Here is a 17,359-nt window from a genome sequence, read left to right on the forward strand (position 1 = left end):
AATGATAATAGCTTATAGCGTATCCCCCGATGAAGAAAGGAAGATAATAAATGACTAAGTGTAAATATTCACATCTTTTTACACCCATTACATTGGGTAATACCTTGTTTCGTAACCGTATTTTTGCATCCCCGACAGGATATCAGAATTTAAACGGTGACGGTTATCTGGGTGACGGAGCCGGTGCCGCCGCTTATTACGAACGAAAAGCCATGGGTGGCGCAGCCAGCGTAGCCACCTTTGAAGGCATTGTTGACGGGGAGTTTGGTAAAGGCGGTGCCGGACATATTTGTTTGGATACCCCCAATATCAATCGCAATCTTTCAACGATTGCCCACGGCATTAAAAACTACGGCGCAGTGGCTTCTTTGGAACTGGCTCATACCGGGATGTTTGCCAACCGCGATTTATCCTTCTTTGGTGCTGCTTCCCAAGGAATTGCTTATGGTCCTGTCGAATGTGAATTAGCTGGCCGGATTATCCGGCCGATGGACGAGGAAATCATTGAGCGCACGATCCGGAAATATGCGGAAGGGGCAGCCCTCGCCAAAATGTGCGGCTTCGGCATGGTGACGGTGCATGCCGGTCACGGCTGGCTCCTGCATCAATTCCTGTCACCAAAGACTAATACCCGGACGGATAAATGGGGCGGAGCCGATATTGAAAACCGGGCCCGATTGGCAGTATCCGTCTGTGACGCGATTCGCAAAGCGGTTGGCCCTGGGTTCCCGATCGAGATCCGGATCAGCGGATCCGAGTGTTACGATGGCGGATATGGTCTCGACGAAGGGATCGCCATCGCTAAACAGCTGGAAGACCATGTGGACCTGATTCATGTCTCCGCAGGCAATCATGAAATCGAAGAAGTCTTTGCTGTGACCCATCCGAGCATGTTCTTGGAAGATGGCGTCAATGTCAAATATGCAGCTGAGATCAAAAAGCATGTAAAAAAACCGGTGGCTGCCATAGGCGCCTTAAACAACCCGGAACTAATGGAAGAAATCATCGCTTCCGGGCAGGCCGATGTGGTGGAGGCTGCCCGTCAGCTTTTAGCAGATCCGGACTTCCCGAACAAAGTGCGCTCCGGCAATGAAGATAAAGCAAAAAAATGCATGCGTTGTCTGTCCTGTTTCTCCAGCGAGCTGACCTATGGCGAACCATACTGTGCCATTAACCCGGAAACAGGCCGGGAGCATGAGCTGAAATATGCCATCCCCACCGCCATCAAGAAAAAAGTCCTGGTCGTCGGCGGCGGCGTCGGCGGCATGCAAGCTGCTTTGACCTGCTCGGCCCGCGGCCATGAGGTCATCCTCTGCGAAAAGAGCAGTCGTCTCGGCGGTGTTCTGCGCTGCGAGGAAGAAGTCACCTTTAAACAACCTTTAGACTATTACCTGAACCAACAGGCCAAAGCCGTTGTTGATTCTAATATCGACCTGCGTCTGAATACCGAAGTAACCTCGGATTATGCCCAAGCCCTGAATGCGGATGTGATCATCGCAGCCGTCGGTGCTCAACCGGTAAAACCGAGAATCCCCGGCATCGACGGGGCTAATGTCCTGTCGGCACAGGATGCATATACTGCCATTGATAAAATCGGTCAGCAGGTCGTCATTCTCGGAGCCGGTCTGGTCGGGATTGAATTAGGGCTGCACCTGATCAGCAAGGGCAAAAAAGTCCACATCGTCGAGATGCTGGATCATATCAGCGACGGTGGTAACTTCCTCCATATCTTGGGCTTAAAGGTTGAAATGGCGAAACGCGGTCTGGAGGTATCCTTTAAAACCAAGGCCAAAGAAATCAAGGCTGACGGCGTCGTTTGTGAAACAGCGGACGGCGAAAAAGTCTTTGCAGCCGATACGGTCATTTATGCTGTCGGTCAAAAACCGCTCAGGGAAGAAGCGATCGCCTTGAACTCCTGCGCTCCGGAGTTCTATCAGATCGGAGACTGTGTCGCACCCCGCAATATAACCAGCGCGACTGCGGAAGGATTTATGATTGCCAGAAACATTGGCCGTTTCTAATGATTATCTTTAAGTGATATTTTTAAGGTTAAAAGAGTAAGATAAACTGAGCCTTGAGATCGGATAGTATGATCTCAAGGCTCTTTATTTATCGCTATATTGACAGTGTTTATGTTTGAGACTCACTTAGAATGTCTTTTTCTAAGGGGCACGTCAATCTGATACTCTCTGATCTTGCGGTAGAGGGTTGCTTTGCAGAAACCCAAGTCTTTAGCAGCCTGGCCAACATTATCACGAGCTTGAACTAAGGCTTTGATAATAGCTGCCTTTTCAATTTCCCGGATCGAAAACGGATGCTGTGCAGTAGTCTCAACTGCGGTTAAGGAAGCCAGCTGCATTAAGGATGACTCTGAGGGTTCAAACTTACTTAACATGCTCGGAAAATCTTCGGGTAATAAGCTGCAACGGATTTCTCTTGGCAAGTTTTCAATTTGGATTGTGTTGTCCCGGCACAAGTTCATAGCGTAAAAAATAGCGTTTTCCAACTGACGGACATTACCTGGCCAGTTGTATTGCAGAAAAGCGAATTCAACTTCCTGGCTTAAACGCGGCATAGTACACTGTAGTTTTTGTGTATAGAGCGATAAAAAGTAATTGGTTAAGATCAGAATATCTGCTTTGCGTTCGCGCAAAGGCGGTATGAAGGCAGTAAAAACAGCCAGCCGATAATACAAGTCTTCACGGAAGAGTTTGTTTTTGACCAGTTCAAACAGATCTTTGTTGGTTGCTGCAATCAGGCTGAAATCGATAGGAATATTTCGGCTGCCGCCGAGCCGCATAATCTTTTTCTCTTCTAAAACACGCAACAGAATGGGCTGGACCTCAAGCGGCATATCTCCGATTTCATCGAGAAACAAGGTGCCGCCCTGAGCCAATTCGATTTTCCCAGGCTTGCCTTTCCGTTCGGCGCCGGTAAATGCCCCGCCTTCATACCCGAAGAGTTCACTTTCCATCAAATTTCTCGGTATTGCTGCACAGTTCAAGGCTATAAAGGGACCGTTGGACCGTTTTTCATTATGGATAGCCTGAGCAAATAATTCTTTACCGGTTCCACTTTCACCCTGAATCAGAATATTGGAGTCCACCTGCGCAAATTTGCGGGTGGGCTCAATGATATTACCCATTTGTGGTGAACTGCTGATAATTTGCTCAAATGTGTAACCATTTTTCACCGGGAATGTTTTTTCCAGGACCGATGTTTCTTTTTGTTTGGATGCAACAGTTATTTTTTTTAGATTGAGGACACAGCCAATCGTTTTATTCAGATTGTTTTTCACCGGCTGAATGGAGTATAAGCGTAATTTTTCCTGACCGGTCTTGATTTCAATATCAGCATCAATCGTTGGCAGGCCTGTAGACATGACGGATTGGATAACAGGCTGAAAGCCAATCAGCTCATCGATTCTGTACCCGGTCAGCGTTGAATCACTGAAGATATTCTGGGCGATCTTGTTGGCACGGGTAATTAACCCGTTTTTGTCTACTGTCATAATGGCTTCTTTATAGGCCTCCAGGGTCGCATAAAACCATTCGTCATTACGGGACAGCTTCAGTTCATTCTGGATCGTCCAAGCCATACTGACCGTAAAACCCAGCGTATGGGGGTTATGGTCCTTATATTTCAGACTGGCAATCGTTAAGGTAGCTGCAATATTATTGCTGGAATCGTAGATTGGCGCAGAAGAACACGTGATCGTATCAAAGGCTTCGCAGTAGTGTTCAGGACCACAAATCTGGATCGGCGTTTCATGGAGGAGACAGAGGGAATGAGAACACGTTCCTACATACTCTTCTTTCCAGATAGCGCCCGGAACCATCGTGTTCCGTTCACAAACATTGTAACCGTTAGCTTCCATAATCCTGAGAATGACGCCTTGCTCATCCGACAAAATGATACTGCAGTCATCGGCATACAACATATTGATCAACTGACGGCAATATGAATCCGCAATACGGATTAACGAATCCTTTTCCTGCAATAGTTCCTGAAAAGTGTCTGGCGCTAATATGGGAGCCTCATTTATTTTAAACAAATCTAAGCCATAACTTTTCGAACGTATCCAGGAATCAACGATCTCGCTTCTAACGATGTCTACGTTATAGGGAGCATGATTATTTTGCAGAATATCATATTTTTCCTTGCGGATTTTTTCAATCAAACTAATTTTAACCTCATCGTTTTGGTAAGGATTATTTCCAAAATTACGATTGCGATAGATCGGGCTAAGCATTTGTTCCAAGGGTTGAGTCATTGGATGGCCCCCTATAGATGAAATAATACCTTATAATCAGTAAATTCCCGCTGCCGAGTTACAATGAGTCTTTATTTTCATTATTAAACTTATTTTTTAAAAAGTAAACTATTACTTTCTGAAAATTAAACAAATTATTCTGAGCACAGATTATTCAGTTCCAAGCATAGTCAAAACATTGATTGTTCCTGGGTTCTGCCAGGCTTACGCTGATATTGCTAACCGGCAATCAATGGCATAAATTATGCACAGGATTTTAGCAGGATAAAAACAACAATAAAAAGGCAGGAGGTACAGGAGAATGTCAACCAAAGGAAATTCGGTAAACATTGATGTCAATCCGGATGTTTACAAACACGACTGGCAGTGGAAGGAAGGGGAATATACCGTTACCCGGTCCACGCAGTGGACCGGTCCGGGCTGCCATAACGGCTGCGGTCTTTTATACTATACCAAGGACGATAAATTGGTAAAGGTCGAAGGAGACCCCTATGCGCCTTTTAACCAAGGACGATTATGCATGCGGTGTATTAACCTCCCTGAAGCTGTCAACCATGCCGATCGGTTAAAATGGCCGCTGAAAAGAATCGGTGAACGCGGTGAAAATAAATGGCAGCGTATTTCCTGGGATGAAGCCTATGACCTTATTGTAGAGAAAGTAAAACGGATCCAGAAGGATTTTGGCCCGGAAACCATCGTCGGGATGGAAGGTACCGGCCGCAATATATGCTGGCAAGTGCCGTTACTCACCTATGCGGGATTTGGCAGCCCCAACTTTGCTATGGGTTTTTTAAGCGGTGACTCTTGCATGGTGCCGCGGACGTCAATTAGTTTTTGCGTTTTGGGAGATTTGTCCGTCGTCGATTGCTCCCAGTTCCGGGATGTGCGTTATGACGATCCCGAATGGGTCGTTCCCGAAACGATTTTAGTCTGGGGCAATAATACCATCGTTAGCAACCCCGACGGCTTTTTTGGTCACTGGATTGTGGACTGTATGCAGCGCGGCAGTAAGCTGATCGTGATTGACCCGCAGCTGACATGGCTGGCTTCCCGTGCCGAAATCTGGCTACAGGTCCGTCCCGGTACCGATACCGCTATTGCCATGGCCATGATGAATGTCATTATTGAAGAAGGCCTCTATGATCAAGACTATGTTGAAAAATGGTGCTATGGTTTTGAACAGCTAGCTGAACGCGTTAAAACAATGACGCCGGCCAAAGCAGCTGAAATAAGCTGGGTAACCAAAGAATTGATCATTGAAGCAGCGAGGATGTTCGCTCAATCCAAGCCGGGTGCCCTGCAGTGGGGGTTGGCTACAGATATGTCTGTTAACGGAATCCCACAGGCCCATGCCTTAATGTGCTTGAATGCTATCTGCGGCAACTACGAAACGACCGGTGGCAATGTCATGGCCAGAGAACCTTGGTATATGAATCTGGCTTATCAAGTTGGTTATTTTGATTTCCTCACTGAAGAGATGCGGGAGAAAAGAATCGGCGACGACGTTTCACCGATGCACCAATTCGGTACCTTTAGTTCCACCGCTCAGGGTGATGCGATCTTAAAAGCCATTGAATCCGGCAAACCTTATCCGATTAAAATGCTCTGGTTCCAGACAACCAATCCGATTGCCAATATGGGCGCAGAAGCACCGCGAGTTTATGATGCCATTAAATCAGTCGACTTCGTCGTTGTTGTCGACTTGTTTATGACACCAACAGCCGTAGCTGCAGCGGATTTAGTCCTTCCAGCAGCTATGAGCTGCGAACGCAATGGTTTACGGACTTGGTGGTCTCCTTTGCGCAGCAGTGTTCAATTAACCCAGTATGAGGAATGCAAGTCGGATGAGACGATCGTGCTCGAACTATGCAATCGTCTGAATCCGGAAAACTGCAATTGGATGGATGATATCGATCTTTTGAACTGGCGGCTGGAGGAAGGTCAAGCACCCGTAAAAGACTTTACAGAACTTGTCCAAAAGGTACACGTCTGGCCGGATCATCATTACCGGCGCCATGAAAAGGGACTTTTGCGCCCGGATGGCGAGCCTGGTTTCAATACGCCAACAGGCAAGATCGAACTGTACTGTACAACGTTGGAAAGCTTTGGCAACGATCCGCTTCCGTATTATGAAGAACCGCCGGAAAGCCCAATAACGACACCGGAATTGTTTAAACAATATCCACTGGTTTTAACTACCGGACACCGTTCTTTTGAATTCTTCCATTCCGAGCATCGTCAACAAAAAACAATGCGTGAATTCCATCCCTATCCGCTCGTCGATATCCATCCCGAAACAGCTGAAAGATATGGCATATCTGAGGGCGATTGGGTCTGGATCGAAAACATGCGCGGTCGTTGCAGGCAGAAAGCCAGACTTACTGCTACGATGGATCATCGGGTCATCAACGCTGAACATGGCTGGTGGTTCCCGGAAGAAGAGGGTGCTGAGCCAAGTTTGTTTGGGGTATTCAATTCCAATATCAACAACCTCACAACCCAGTGTGTGACCGGTCCGACCGGTTATGGTGCACCCTACAAAAACCAGATCTGCAGGATCTATAAAGCAACGGAAGAAAACAGCAAAGTTATGCCTGGAGAACAAGTGACCAGAATGGGAGGGTTCAAATATGTCCGCAAATAAGATAGGCTTTGGATTACTCATTAATTATGAATTCTGTACCGGCTGTCATGTCTGTGAGATTGCTTGCAAGAAAGAATTGGATCTTCCGGTCGGACAGTGGGGGATCAAAGTTCTTCAGGACGGACCGCGCAAAATGGCAAATGGCAAATGGGAATATAACTTTCTGCCCATGCCGACATCGTTATGCGATCTTTGTGCGGAAAGAATCAAGATGGGCAAGAAACCAACCTGTGTCCATCACTGTCAAGCAGGGATCATGACATACGGGCCTTTGGAAGAGCTGGTCCAAAAGATGACTGAAAATCCAAAAACCGTACTGTTTGCACCCCGATAATTTAAGATTAAAAATAAAGGAGGTGTGATTAGGGATGGCAAAACCATTTCCGATCCCGGTTGTCAATGCAGCATGGGAACGGGCTCAAGGTCATTGCGAATGTGAACATGAAGGCCATGGCCACGCAGGACGCTGCAATATTAAACTGGTTAAACCTATGCGCGGGGGACGAAATACAGGTGCTTGGGAAGCCCATCATATTGATCCAGAGGGCGACCCTGTCCTGGAAAATCTACAGATCATGTGCATGGAGTGCCATAAGGCATCTAAGTAAAATAATAGAGTCCGGTCAATCCGGACTCCTTTTTTGTGTAGATAATATTAATATCTTCTTTGGTGTTTTATAGTGATGACAGGAATTGCTCCAGCTCCTCGACATTAGATACGGAGAAGGCACCCGTGCAATTTTGCTGGTATTGCGTCATGAGGCAGTCGCCTTGGTCCCATTGATCTTTTCTTAATGGATTCAGCCAATACAATGCGGCTGCACTTTCTTTGATTGCGGCAAGGACTTCGTTGCCATCGAGCTTATTCCGGTTATTCTTGGCGTCACCCAGGATCAGAACAGTCGTTTTTTGGGGAAGGAAGGGGAGGTGTTGATCAGCAAATTGTTGTAAAACACTGCCGTAATGCGAGTATCCGGTTACGTTGTAACCTCTGATTTTTCCCAGATTCCGCAACGAACTGGCCCAATCATGCTCCTGAAATAAGTCTGTTGCTTCGACAAGCCGATCGACAAACAGAAAGGAGCGTATATTGGCATAGCGTTGCTGAGTGGCAAATACAAACAGGAGCATAAAGTAGATAAATTTACTGACCGAATTAGACATATCACAAAGGAGCCAAAGATCCGGCTTAGCTGGTTTTCGCTGCATCCGTATCAAGTCAATCGGGATGCCGCCGGTCTTCAATGCGTGTTTCAGGCTGCGGTTCAAATTAACAGGCCCTCGGGGACCGACCTTACGCCGTCGGCCTTTACGGGTGGCGAGTTTGCGCCCGATTTTTTGGATCTCCTGAGAGATCAGGGAAAAATGAGCATCATCGCTGTCTAAAAACGCAATCGTTCGGGGATTGCGTTTTTGCATTTCCTGCAAGAGATGCTCTTCACTCATATTACGGGCAAGCTGCCGTTCGATCTCATCTTTGATTAGGTTGTTCCATTCCTCCAGAACGCGTTTTGCTGCCTGATATTCCTCTTCTGTAAGCTCTTGGCGGTGGTATAGCTGGTCGATATAGTCTGCAGCCTGGGTAAATCCACTCTGCTCTTGAAATAGGGCCAGTGCGTTTTCCCGGTCTTCCTGGTTGACTTCGAGTTTGAGATCCATTCCGTTAATGACGGCATAGATCAGATCGATCTCATGTTTAAGAACAGCTTGGACCAAAAGTTGCAGAGGAACTTGTTTACCGCTGCTTCCGCCATGGCCTTCCTCACCCGGGATGTGGCCGGCTCTGCCTCGCTCAAATAGACCAAAACGGTCGCCGGCGATTTCCAAATCAGGCCCCAGGTAAAGCTCAATCAGCCATAAAACATAATCGGCACCCCAAGGCTCTTTGACTAATGTGGTATTGAGGAGATTGTAAAACTCATATTTAGTCAGATTTTCTGGTCCTATCAGTCGGATTAGACGAATGCAGTCGGCTATCTCCCGAGAATTGACATCAATTCCAGATTTTCTGAGCAGCCTGGCAATATTAAGAATGAAGTATTCCATTAAACCAATCCTTTTGGTTCACTTTTTCTAAAACTAGTTTGCAGTCATCCTGATATTTGAAAAGTACCGTGATGGTTGACGCAACCGTTTCCTGTAACAGTTCTTCGACGCCCAACTGTTCAAGAATATTGACCCAGTCGATGACTTCGCTAATGCTCGGGTGTTTTTTTAGCTTTTCCAACCGTAATTTGCGGACTAAGGTGACCGCTTGTTTTCCGAGCTTCTCCTGCAATTGAGGAAAGTTGATCTTTAAAATTTCCAGCTCTCTTTGTTCATTGGGATAATCCAAGTGCAGGTAGAGACAGCGCCGCCGGAGCGCTTGGCTGATATTCCGGGTGCTGTTGCTGGTCAGCAGGACGGAGGGGATGCTGACTGCCGGGATTGTCCCTATTTCCGGTATTGAGATCTGCCAGTCCGAAAGGATCTCCAACAGAAAACTTTCAAATTCTTCATCGCTTTTATCAATTTCATCGATGAGCAATACCGCCGGCTTCTCGTTGGTGATAGCCTTTAGCAGCGGTCTTCTAAGAAGAAATTCATCGGTATAGATCGTCTCACTTGTATCCGACCATTCCTTTGTTCCCGGCTCCTTTGTCTGGATAAAAAGGAGCTGTTTTTGATAATCCCATTCGTATAACGCTTTACTCTCATCAATGCCTTCATAGCACTGGAGACGGATTAATTCTCTGCCTAGAAACTGGCTCCAGGCCTTCGCTAGTTCTGTTTTGCCTGCCCCTGCCGGGCCCTCAATCAATAGCGGTTTGTTCAGAAGCAGAGAGTATTGCAAGACCATCGCTGTATTATCGTCAGCAATATAGCCTTCTTGTTTTAAACCCAACGTGATCTTTTCCAAATCCATGGCATGAGTTCCTTTCTGTCATTGGTCGTATATTCGACAAATATTAGGATTAATATAATCATATATACAGGTTAATACAATTATTATTAATTATTGATGATTTAGGTTCACATGGCAAGTAATTTTTATTTACCTTACTGTAAGGAACTTCTCTGTCATAGAAAATTCTTTCGACGGTTTCTATGTTTAATGAAATTCGCAACGTATAAACTTGTGCAGCTGGCTCAAATCGATTAATATATACATACAATATGTAAATGCAAATCGATGGAGGTTACACGATGAATCAGCTATTTCAAGTGATTAAACCCGAGGAATTGAATGAGAATGTGTTTAAACTTATTGGCAAAGACTGGATGTTGATCACTGCTGGGAATAAAGAGAAATTCAATACAATGACCGCAAGCTGGGGCGGATTGGGTATTCTCTGGAATAAAAAAGTCTGTTTCTGCTTTATTCGGCCGAATCGGTATACCTATGAATTTATGGAGAATGAAAATACATTTACATTATCATTCCTTGAAGAAAAATATAGGGAAGTATTGCGTTTCTGTGGCTCAAACTCCGGGCGTGACGTTGATAAAATAGCCACCACAGGCATTACGCCAATAGAAAGCATCCATGGTTCTGTCTATTTTGAAGAAGCCAAGTTAGTTATGGAATGCCGAAAAATATATACTCAGGATCTTTCGCCGGAGAGTTTTGTTGAGCCGGAATTGGAAAAAAATTATAACGGACAAGACTATCACAGACTTTATATCGGTGAAATCATTGACTGCTATCTGAAAGAAAACGAATAACGGCATATGAAACAAAGAAGCGGACTGTGCAGCCGCTTCTTTGTTTTATGTTATATTAGTGATCTATAAGCGACCACATGTCCTCGGGCAGGGGTGCGATTATTTTTACTTCGCGGCTGGTCATAGGATGCCGAAATGCGTAACTATGGCAATGCAGCGCTTGCCGCTGAATATACTCCAGGCTGCCGCCATAAAGGTCGTCACCCAGAAGGGGGTGACCGGACGCTTGGGCATGGACACGGATTTGGTGCGTCCTGCCGGTGACCAAAGTGAATTGCATCAGGGTATAGTCTTTGTAGCTTTCGATTATTCTGTATAAAGTTAGGGCCGGCTGACCATCCGGAGCGGCTATACGCTGAATCTTGCTGCCTGCTTTCAAACGGATCGGTGTGGACCATGTACCTTCGTCCAGGGGAATTTTACCCTGGACAAGGCCAAGGTAGATTTTTTCGACTTCATTTTTTGCCGAAAGGGAAGCCAGCTGCTGGTGTGCATAACGTGATTTAGCGATGAGTACAATTCCAGAGGTATTACGGTCAATGCGTGAGATCGGACGAAATGGACGTGATTCACCCTTATTCTCCCAATAACCGAGGACTGCGTTAGCCAACGTACCGCTTTGGTAACGTGCATTGGGATGGACGACCTGTCCCGGCGGCTTATTGACAGCTAAAAATAAATCATCCTCGTAAAGGATATCTATAGGCAGAGGCTCACCCGGCACGGTGGCGGATGCGTCATCCTGGATATTGACTGAAAGTGTTTGTCCTGCATGTCCACGGGAAGTTAAATAGGTAAATTGACCATCAACCCAAACATTTTCTCCAATTTTCAGTTTTTGCAGGATCTTGCGTGAAAAATGAAAACGCCGAAGCAAAATGTCCTGAAATTTTCGTCCATCGTCCTCACTGGTTAAGGTATAGATAAAAAGCCGTATGTCAGTCATAAAAAACACCCTGTCTCTCAACATTATAAGCTGTTGAGTTACTTATAGAGGCAATGCGTTCTTCCATGTCATTTGCAAAGAATAAGCACGAAAGAATAGACATATATTATAATTTAACACATATATGAGATGCAAATATCAAAAAAAGCAAAATTATATTATAATTAATATGGAAAAAGACCATGATTTTGGCATGCAATTTCAGCATAATTTTGGATGAAATGAGGTTAAATTTCAGATGAATGATCAACGGATAGACCAATTAGCCCATAACTTGATTACGTATTCGGTGGAGCTTAAAGAAGGGGAGAAACTATTGATCGAAGTAGCCGGTCTGGAGATTCCCCTGGCCAAAGCGCTGATTAAAGAAACGTATAAGGCTGGCGGACAGCCGTACCTTCACATATCGAATAGTATACTGCAGCGGGAGATATTAAAAGGACTTACTGAGGAACAAGCCAATGATATGGCGAAATGGGAAGTTGCCCGAATGAAAGAAATGCACGCCTATATCGGGATTCGATCAGGTGAAAATGTCAACGAGCTTGCCGATGTACCGAGCGAAAAAATGAGAATCTATATGAAGAACTATTCGCATCCACTCCATTCCGAGCAGCGTGTAAAACATACAAAGTGGTGCGTCCTGCGTTACCCCAATCCGTCAATGGCCCAACTGGCAGAGACCAGTACCGAAAGTTTTGAGGATTATTATTTCAATGTCTGTAACCTGGATTATTCAAAAATGTCTGCGGCTATGGACCCTTTGAAAGAACTTATGGAGAAAACTGATCACGTTCGGATCACCGGCCCGGGAACGGATATTTCATTTTCAATCAAAGGATTGCCAGCAATTAAATGTGACGGCAAGCTCAATATACCTGACGGGGAACTTTTCACTGCACCAGTCAAAAATACGGTCAATGGCATCCTTTCCTATAATACGCCTGCGGTTTACCAAGGCTTTACTTATGAATCAATCGTCCTGGAATTTAAGGATGGGAAGATAGTAAAAGCAACGGCTAACGATACGGAGAGGATCAACAAAGTATTCGATACGGATGAAGGCGCCCGATATATCGGTGAGTTTTCCTTTGGCTTTAATCCGTATATCCAAAAACCGATGAAAGATACGCTGTTTGATGAGAAAATTGATGGCAGCTTTCATTTTACGCCGGGATCGGCATACGACGAGTGCAACAATGGCAACCAGTCAGCTGTGCACTGGGATCTTGTGTGTATCCAGCGGCCCGAATACGGCGGCGGTGAAATTTATTTTGACGGACAGCTCATTCGTAAAGACGGTCGTTTTGTTCTGTCTGAACTGCAGGTCCTTAACCCTGAAAATTTGAAATAGGTGCATGGATTAAGCACCGTGAGATGTGCCAGGAGAGCTAAAAGACGTTTAATGACCTCAGTCGGAAAGTGGCAGAGTACCAAAGGAAAAGATTGATCTCATGCTTGATGAGCCCGTCAGGAGGATCTCATGGACGAATTTCAGAAAAATATTGTCGAAAAGTTAGCGGTGCATACCAAGGTATGGGTCGTCGGCGGTGCTGTCAGGAATCAGCTTCTGGGGATAGAATCTCCGGATGTGGATTTGGTTTGTTTTCTGCCGCCGGAAAGGATAAAGGCGTGTTTTCTTGATGAGGGTTACACGGTTCAAACTATCGGTAAAAATTTTTCAACGATAAGTGTTTTTAAAGATAAACTAAAAATCGATATTATTCAGATCGATGATCTGGAACAGGATGCACAACGCAGAGATTTTACCATCAACGCGATTTATCAGGATCCCATAACCGGGGAGATAGTTGATCCTATGAATGGGAAAAAGGATTTAGTTGAAGGTAAACTTAAAACCTGCGGTATCCCTGATGAGCAGTTTCGGGATGATCCGATTCGTATCCTGCGTATGGTGAAATTTGCTGTTAAATTTGCTATGAAAATCGATCCGGATACATGGGATGCAGCCAAGGAGCGCCTTTCTTTACTGAGTAGAACAGCCAAGGAGAGGATCACAGCGGAACTCGCGGCTATCCTGATACTTCCTGACGCCGAAAAAGCAGTTCGGATGCTTGACGAATTAGGTTATTGGCATTTCTATTTTCCGGAATTGTCCCGTTTAAAGGGCTTGGAACAGAACCAATACCATTCCTTGGATGTTTGGGAACACACAATGGCAGTATTCCGTAATACACCGGAAGATCTTTATCTGCGCTTGGCCAGTCTATTTCATGATATTGGAAAATGGGAAGTCGCCAGTCGTGAATGCTATGTCAACGGGATTTTAAAATATGAAAATCAGTCGTATTGGGTCGATGGGTTTAAGATTAATCCCAACAGAGGAAACAAGGAACTGGATCATAAGCTGAAAAGGTTAATTGGGAAAAAGGTTCGGCTGCTGGCAGCCAGATTGGATCATTATCCTGAGATTATCCAGTTTAAGAAGGTCCTCGAAGGAGAACCGTCTGATCACGGTCTGACTTATGTCGAAAATGGCAAGCGTCAGTTCTTAAATCATGAAGTTGCCAGTTCAAAGATGTTGGCGGATATACTAAAAAGGTATCCCTTCTCTATGTTTTTTTCTGGTAATGGTCAGAAAAGAGAAAAAGAACTTCTCAAACTGGTTGGAAACCATATGGCGGCTACCCTATTATTCATGCCCGAATTCAGAGGAGAGCCGGCCAAAAGACCGCTTCAACGGCGTGCAGCGGATTTAGTATGGAGTCTGTGTTGGGATGGCAGGGCGTTTAAATTAACAAATATTCACGATTTTCTTATCTTATGGAAAGCCGATTATCAGGCAGGAAAAGTGCATACTGCCGCTCAGAATACAATATTTGAAAAGATTTTTAAGGAGCTGATCGCAACAGCCATATGGCAGAAAGAGAATCTGCCGAAGATCGATTGGAATATACTTGAGAAGTATACCGATGACCTGGCGTTATCCAGAAAGGATTTTGGCAGATATAAAGACCTTGTACGGGATAAAGCGATGAGAGAAATGCGAATGGAATTAACGAATACCTTTTTAAAAAAAGTATACTGGGAATATACCAACTTATAGTCTTTCGTAAATACGCAGCAATTGGATAGGATGATGACTAACATCTTTTAAAAATGCACCAGGATGAAATAGGGTAATAGCGTTAAAGTAATACGATGATTAAGAGACATAATAGTTAAATGTTATTTGAAGCTGATATAAAAAGATATAAATATCAGGTTAAATAGATTATAATGGTTATAAATTGCTAAAGAGCAAACAAAAAAGGAGCGATGAAAGATGAAATGGCGTTGTGAAGTTTGCGGTTATATTCATGAAGGGGATGCGCCGCCGGAAACATGCCCGGTTTGTGGTGTCGATTCCAGTAATTTTGTGAAGGTTGAAGAAGGCGAGAATAAAACAGGTGAGCATAAAACCGCTGAAATCACCGACACACCTGCTGCTCCGAAAGAAATCTTGAAGCCGGAGGAAGCGATTGTTAAAGCTGTTCAGACCATTTCTTACGGTCTCTTTATTATCACATCAGCATTTGACGGAAAAGATAACGGACAGGCGGCCAATACGTGTTTCCAAATCACATCGGACCCGGTCCAAATTGCGATTGGAATTAATAAGAATAACTATACCCATGAATTCATTGCAAAAAGTGGCAAGTTTGCTGTTTCCATCCTTGATCAGACCGGACATGATTTAGTCCGAAGATTTGGCTACCGATCTGGCCGTGATGCCGACAAATTTGAACGGATCAAAGCGCATCGGGGCTCTTCAGGCATCCTCATGCCGGATGATGTTCTGGCCACGATGGAAGCCGAAGTAGTCAGTACGATGGATACCGGCACGCATACACTGTTTTTGGGCAAAGTCATCGCGGGCGAGGTCCGTGGCGTCGGTGAACCAATGACCTACGCTTATTTCAGGAAGACAAAATAAACCTACCCTGCATTTCGCAGCAAAGCTGCAACAGTCTTGCGATGATAAGTGCAGTATAGGATTAGGGTATCCAAAAGAATATTTTTTTGGTATAATATAAAAGTTAAAGCAACAAATACATATAATGTTGTATAGGTTGGTGCAAACTTCGTGAAAATGAAGGACGCTAAAGCTATGGGTCTAAGGTTGCTTGTAAGCGGCTATGACTGCCAGGCTACAAGTAATATGAACTTCTTGGGGGGGAGTAGTTCCATTTTGGGTTACTCTCTTTTTGTTGTCTTTCAATTTCACTTGGGAGGATAGTACATATGAAACAAATGGGCATCGGACAAGCTTTCAAAACAAATTTTCTGGGCCACGCTCCGGACTGGTACAAAAGAACAATTCTTGCTTTTCTCGTGTTGAATCCTATTTTGGTGTTTACCGCCGGCGTGTATGTTACCGGTTGGGTGTTGATTGTGGAATTTATTTTTACCCTGGCAATGGCGCTGAAATGTTATCCGCTTCCTGCCGGCGGGCTTCTGGCGATCGAAGCCGTTGTACTCGGACTGACTAACCCTCATACAGTCTATCACGAGGTTGAAATGAACCTGCCGGTTATTCTTCTTCTGATGTTCATGGTCGCCGGGATTTATTTTATGAAAGAAGGCCTTGTGTACCTGTTTTCCAAACTCTTAACTAAAGTACACTCTAAAGTTGCACTTTCATTCCTGTTCACCGTACTGGGTGCGGTGCTTTCCGCATTTCTGGATGCACTGACTGTTACGGCAGTGATTATCGCCGTGGCCTATGGTTTCTATAGCATCTTCCACAAGTTTGCTTCCAGCGAAAAAGTATACGAAGAGTACGACATTAATCACGACCATAGTGTTGATGAGAAACTTCATGAGGACCTAAACGAGTTTCGCGGTTTTCTGCGCAATCTTTTGATGCATGGTGCTGTGGGCACTGCGCTGGGCGGGGCACTAACACTGGTTGGTGAACCGCAGAACCTGTTGATTGGCTCCATTATGCAATGGGACTTCGTCGATTTCTTTAGACAATGCGCCCCGGTATCTATCCCGGTATTGATCGTGGGACTTCTGACCACGATTATCCTTGAGGTTACCAAGTTTGGGGGGTACGGCTACCAGCTTCCGGGATCTGTGCGAAAGGTTATGGAAGCGGATGTGAAAGTGAAAGATGCTGCCAGGAATATGCGCGGACGTGTCCGCTTGATTGTTATGGCGTTGTGCGGTGTTGTGTTGATCTTCTCTCTGGCACTGCACCTGGCGGAAGTTGGTATTATTGGTCTGATGATTATTATCCTGCTTACCGCCTTCAATGGGGTTACTGAAGAAAAACGCATCGGTCATGCCTTCGAAGAAGCGCTGCCGTTTACTGCACTGCTGGTCGTTTTTTTCGCTGTTGTTGCGGTTATTCATGACCAACATTTGTTTACGCCGATTATTCAATGGGTACTGAACATGGAAGGGCAGAATCAGCTTGTCGCTTTCTTTGCAGCTAACGGGGTCCTTTCGGCAATCAGTGACAACGTTTTTGTTGCTACGGTATACATGACTGAGACCCAGCAAGCGTTTCAAGCCGGAGGCATTGCGTTGGAGCAATACAACAAGCTGGCAGTTGCGATTAACATGGGTACCAATATCCCTTCTGTTGCTACACCAAACGGTCAGGCCGCATTCCTGTTTCTGCTGACCTCTGCACTTGCACCGCTGATTCGCCTGTCTTACCTGGAAATGGTGAAACTGGCTCTGCCTTACGCCGTCGTGATGACTCTTACAGGTCTGCTGGCAACAATGTACCTGCTATAATACCTTCTTCAGGTTCTTTTATAGTTGTAAGCAAGCTCTC

13 protein-coding genes and 1 riboswitch are annotated in these 17,359 nt (G+C 45.2%); of the genes, 9 read left to right on the forward strand and 4 right to left on the reverse strand.

Going from position 1 to position 17,359, the window contains the following annotated elements:
* Positions 1-50: 50 nt before the first annotated feature.
* Positions 51-2,021: an oxidoreductase gene (locus LPY66_RS09210; RefSeq protein WP_337987779.1), complete on the forward strand. Its 1,971-nt coding sequence runs from the start codon at positions 51-53 to the stop codon at positions 2,019-2,021.
* Between the two features lie 122 nt (positions 2,022-2,143).
* Here LPY66_RS09210 and LPY66_RS09215 read toward each other — a convergent pair whose 3' ends face one another.
* Positions 2,144-4,273 (reverse strand): sigma-54-dependent Fis family transcriptional regulator, encoded by a 2,130-nt coding sequence (locus LPY66_RS09215; RefSeq protein ID WP_337987780.1) that lies wholly within the window; start codon positions 4,271-4,273, stop codon positions 2,144-2,146.
* 301 nt (positions 4,274-4,574) lie between these two features.
* Here LPY66_RS09215 and LPY66_RS09220 point away from each other — a divergent pair, with 301 nt between their 5' ends.
* Genes LPY66_RS09220 through LPY66_RS09230 form a run of 3 tightly spaced genes read left to right on the forward strand, consistent with a single transcriptional unit; the run spans position 4,575 to position 7,525 of the window.
* Positions 4,575-6,917 (forward strand): molybdopterin-dependent oxidoreductase, encoded by a 2,343-nt coding sequence (locus tag LPY66_RS09220; protein WP_337987781.1) that lies wholly within the window; start codon positions 4,575-4,577, stop codon positions 6,915-6,917.
* Positions 6,904-7,251 (forward strand): 4Fe-4S dicluster domain-containing protein, encoded by a 348-nt coding sequence (locus LPY66_RS09225; protein WP_337987782.1) that lies wholly within the window; start codon positions 6,904-6,906, stop codon positions 7,249-7,251. The genes LPY66_RS09220 and LPY66_RS09225 overlap by 14 nt, the downstream gene beginning before the upstream one ends.
* A gap of 34 nt (positions 7,252-7,285) precedes the next feature.
* A complete protein-coding gene (locus LPY66_RS09230; RefSeq protein ID WP_337987783.1) occupies positions 7,286-7,525 on the forward strand; it encodes a hypothetical protein in 240 nt (79 codons plus the stop codon).
* Between the two features lie 67 nt (positions 7,526-7,592).
* Here LPY66_RS09230 and LPY66_RS09235 read toward each other — a convergent pair whose 3' ends face one another.
* Positions 7,593-8,963 (reverse strand): VWA domain-containing protein, encoded by a 1,371-nt coding sequence (locus tag LPY66_RS09235; protein ID WP_337987784.1) that lies wholly within the window; start codon positions 8,961-8,963, stop codon positions 7,593-7,595.
* Complete coding sequence (locus LPY66_RS09240) at positions 8,944-9,822, reverse strand: AAA family ATPase (protein WP_337987785.1); 879 nt, start codon at positions 9,820-9,822, stop codon at positions 8,944-8,946. The genes LPY66_RS09235 and LPY66_RS09240 overlap by 20 nt, the downstream gene beginning before the upstream one ends.
* Before the next feature lie 281 nt (positions 9,823-10,103).
* Between LPY66_RS09240 and LPY66_RS09245 the strand changes: the two genes are divergently transcribed.
* Complete coding sequence (locus LPY66_RS09245) at positions 10,104-10,622, forward strand: flavin reductase family protein (protein ID WP_337987786.1); 519 nt, start codon at positions 10,104-10,106, stop codon at positions 10,620-10,622.
* 55 nt (positions 10,623-10,677) lie between these two features.
* Here the strand turns inward: LPY66_RS09245 and LPY66_RS09250 are convergent, their stop codons facing one another.
* Positions 10,678-11,568 (reverse strand): RluA family pseudouridine synthase, encoded by an 891-nt coding sequence (locus LPY66_RS09250; RefSeq protein ID WP_337987787.1) that lies wholly within the window; start codon positions 11,566-11,568, stop codon positions 10,678-10,680.
* A gap of 238 nt (positions 11,569-11,806) precedes the next feature.
* On the opposite strand from LPY66_RS09250, the gene LPY66_RS09255 reads away from it, so the two are divergent.
* From LPY66_RS09255 to nhaB, 4 genes are all read left to right on the forward strand, one after another.
* Entirely contained in the window at positions 11,807-12,922 is a 1,116-nt protein-coding gene (locus LPY66_RS09255; protein WP_337987788.1) for an aminopeptidase, read from the forward strand.
* A gap of 129 nt (positions 12,923-13,051) precedes the next feature.
* On the forward strand, positions 13,052-14,635 hold the full coding sequence (locus LPY66_RS09260) for a CCA tRNA nucleotidyltransferase (RefSeq protein ID WP_337987789.1): 1,584 nt from the start codon (positions 13,052-13,054) through the stop codon (positions 14,633-14,635).
* A gap of 219 nt (positions 14,636-14,854) precedes the next feature.
* On the forward strand, positions 14,855-15,505 hold the full coding sequence (locus LPY66_RS09265; protein ID WP_337987790.1) for a flavin reductase: 651 nt from the start codon (positions 14,855-14,857) through the stop codon (positions 15,503-15,505).
* A gap of 130 nt (positions 15,506-15,635) precedes the next feature.
* Positions 15,636-15,727: riboswitch (cyclic di-GMP riboswitch) on the forward strand.
* An 86-nt stretch (positions 15,728-15,813) separates the two neighbouring features.
* Complete coding sequence (gene nhaB / locus LPY66_RS09270) at positions 15,814-17,319, forward strand: sodium/proton antiporter NhaB (protein WP_337987791.1); 1,506 nt, start codon at positions 15,814-15,816, stop codon at positions 17,317-17,319.
* The last annotated feature ends 40 nt before the right edge of the window (positions 17,320-17,359 follow it).

The organism is Dehalobacter sp. DCM, from assembly GCF_024972775.1.
In the GTDB taxonomy this organism is placed as follows: domain Bacteria; phylum Bacillota; class Desulfitobacteriia; order Desulfitobacteriales; family Syntrophobotulaceae; genus Dehalobacter.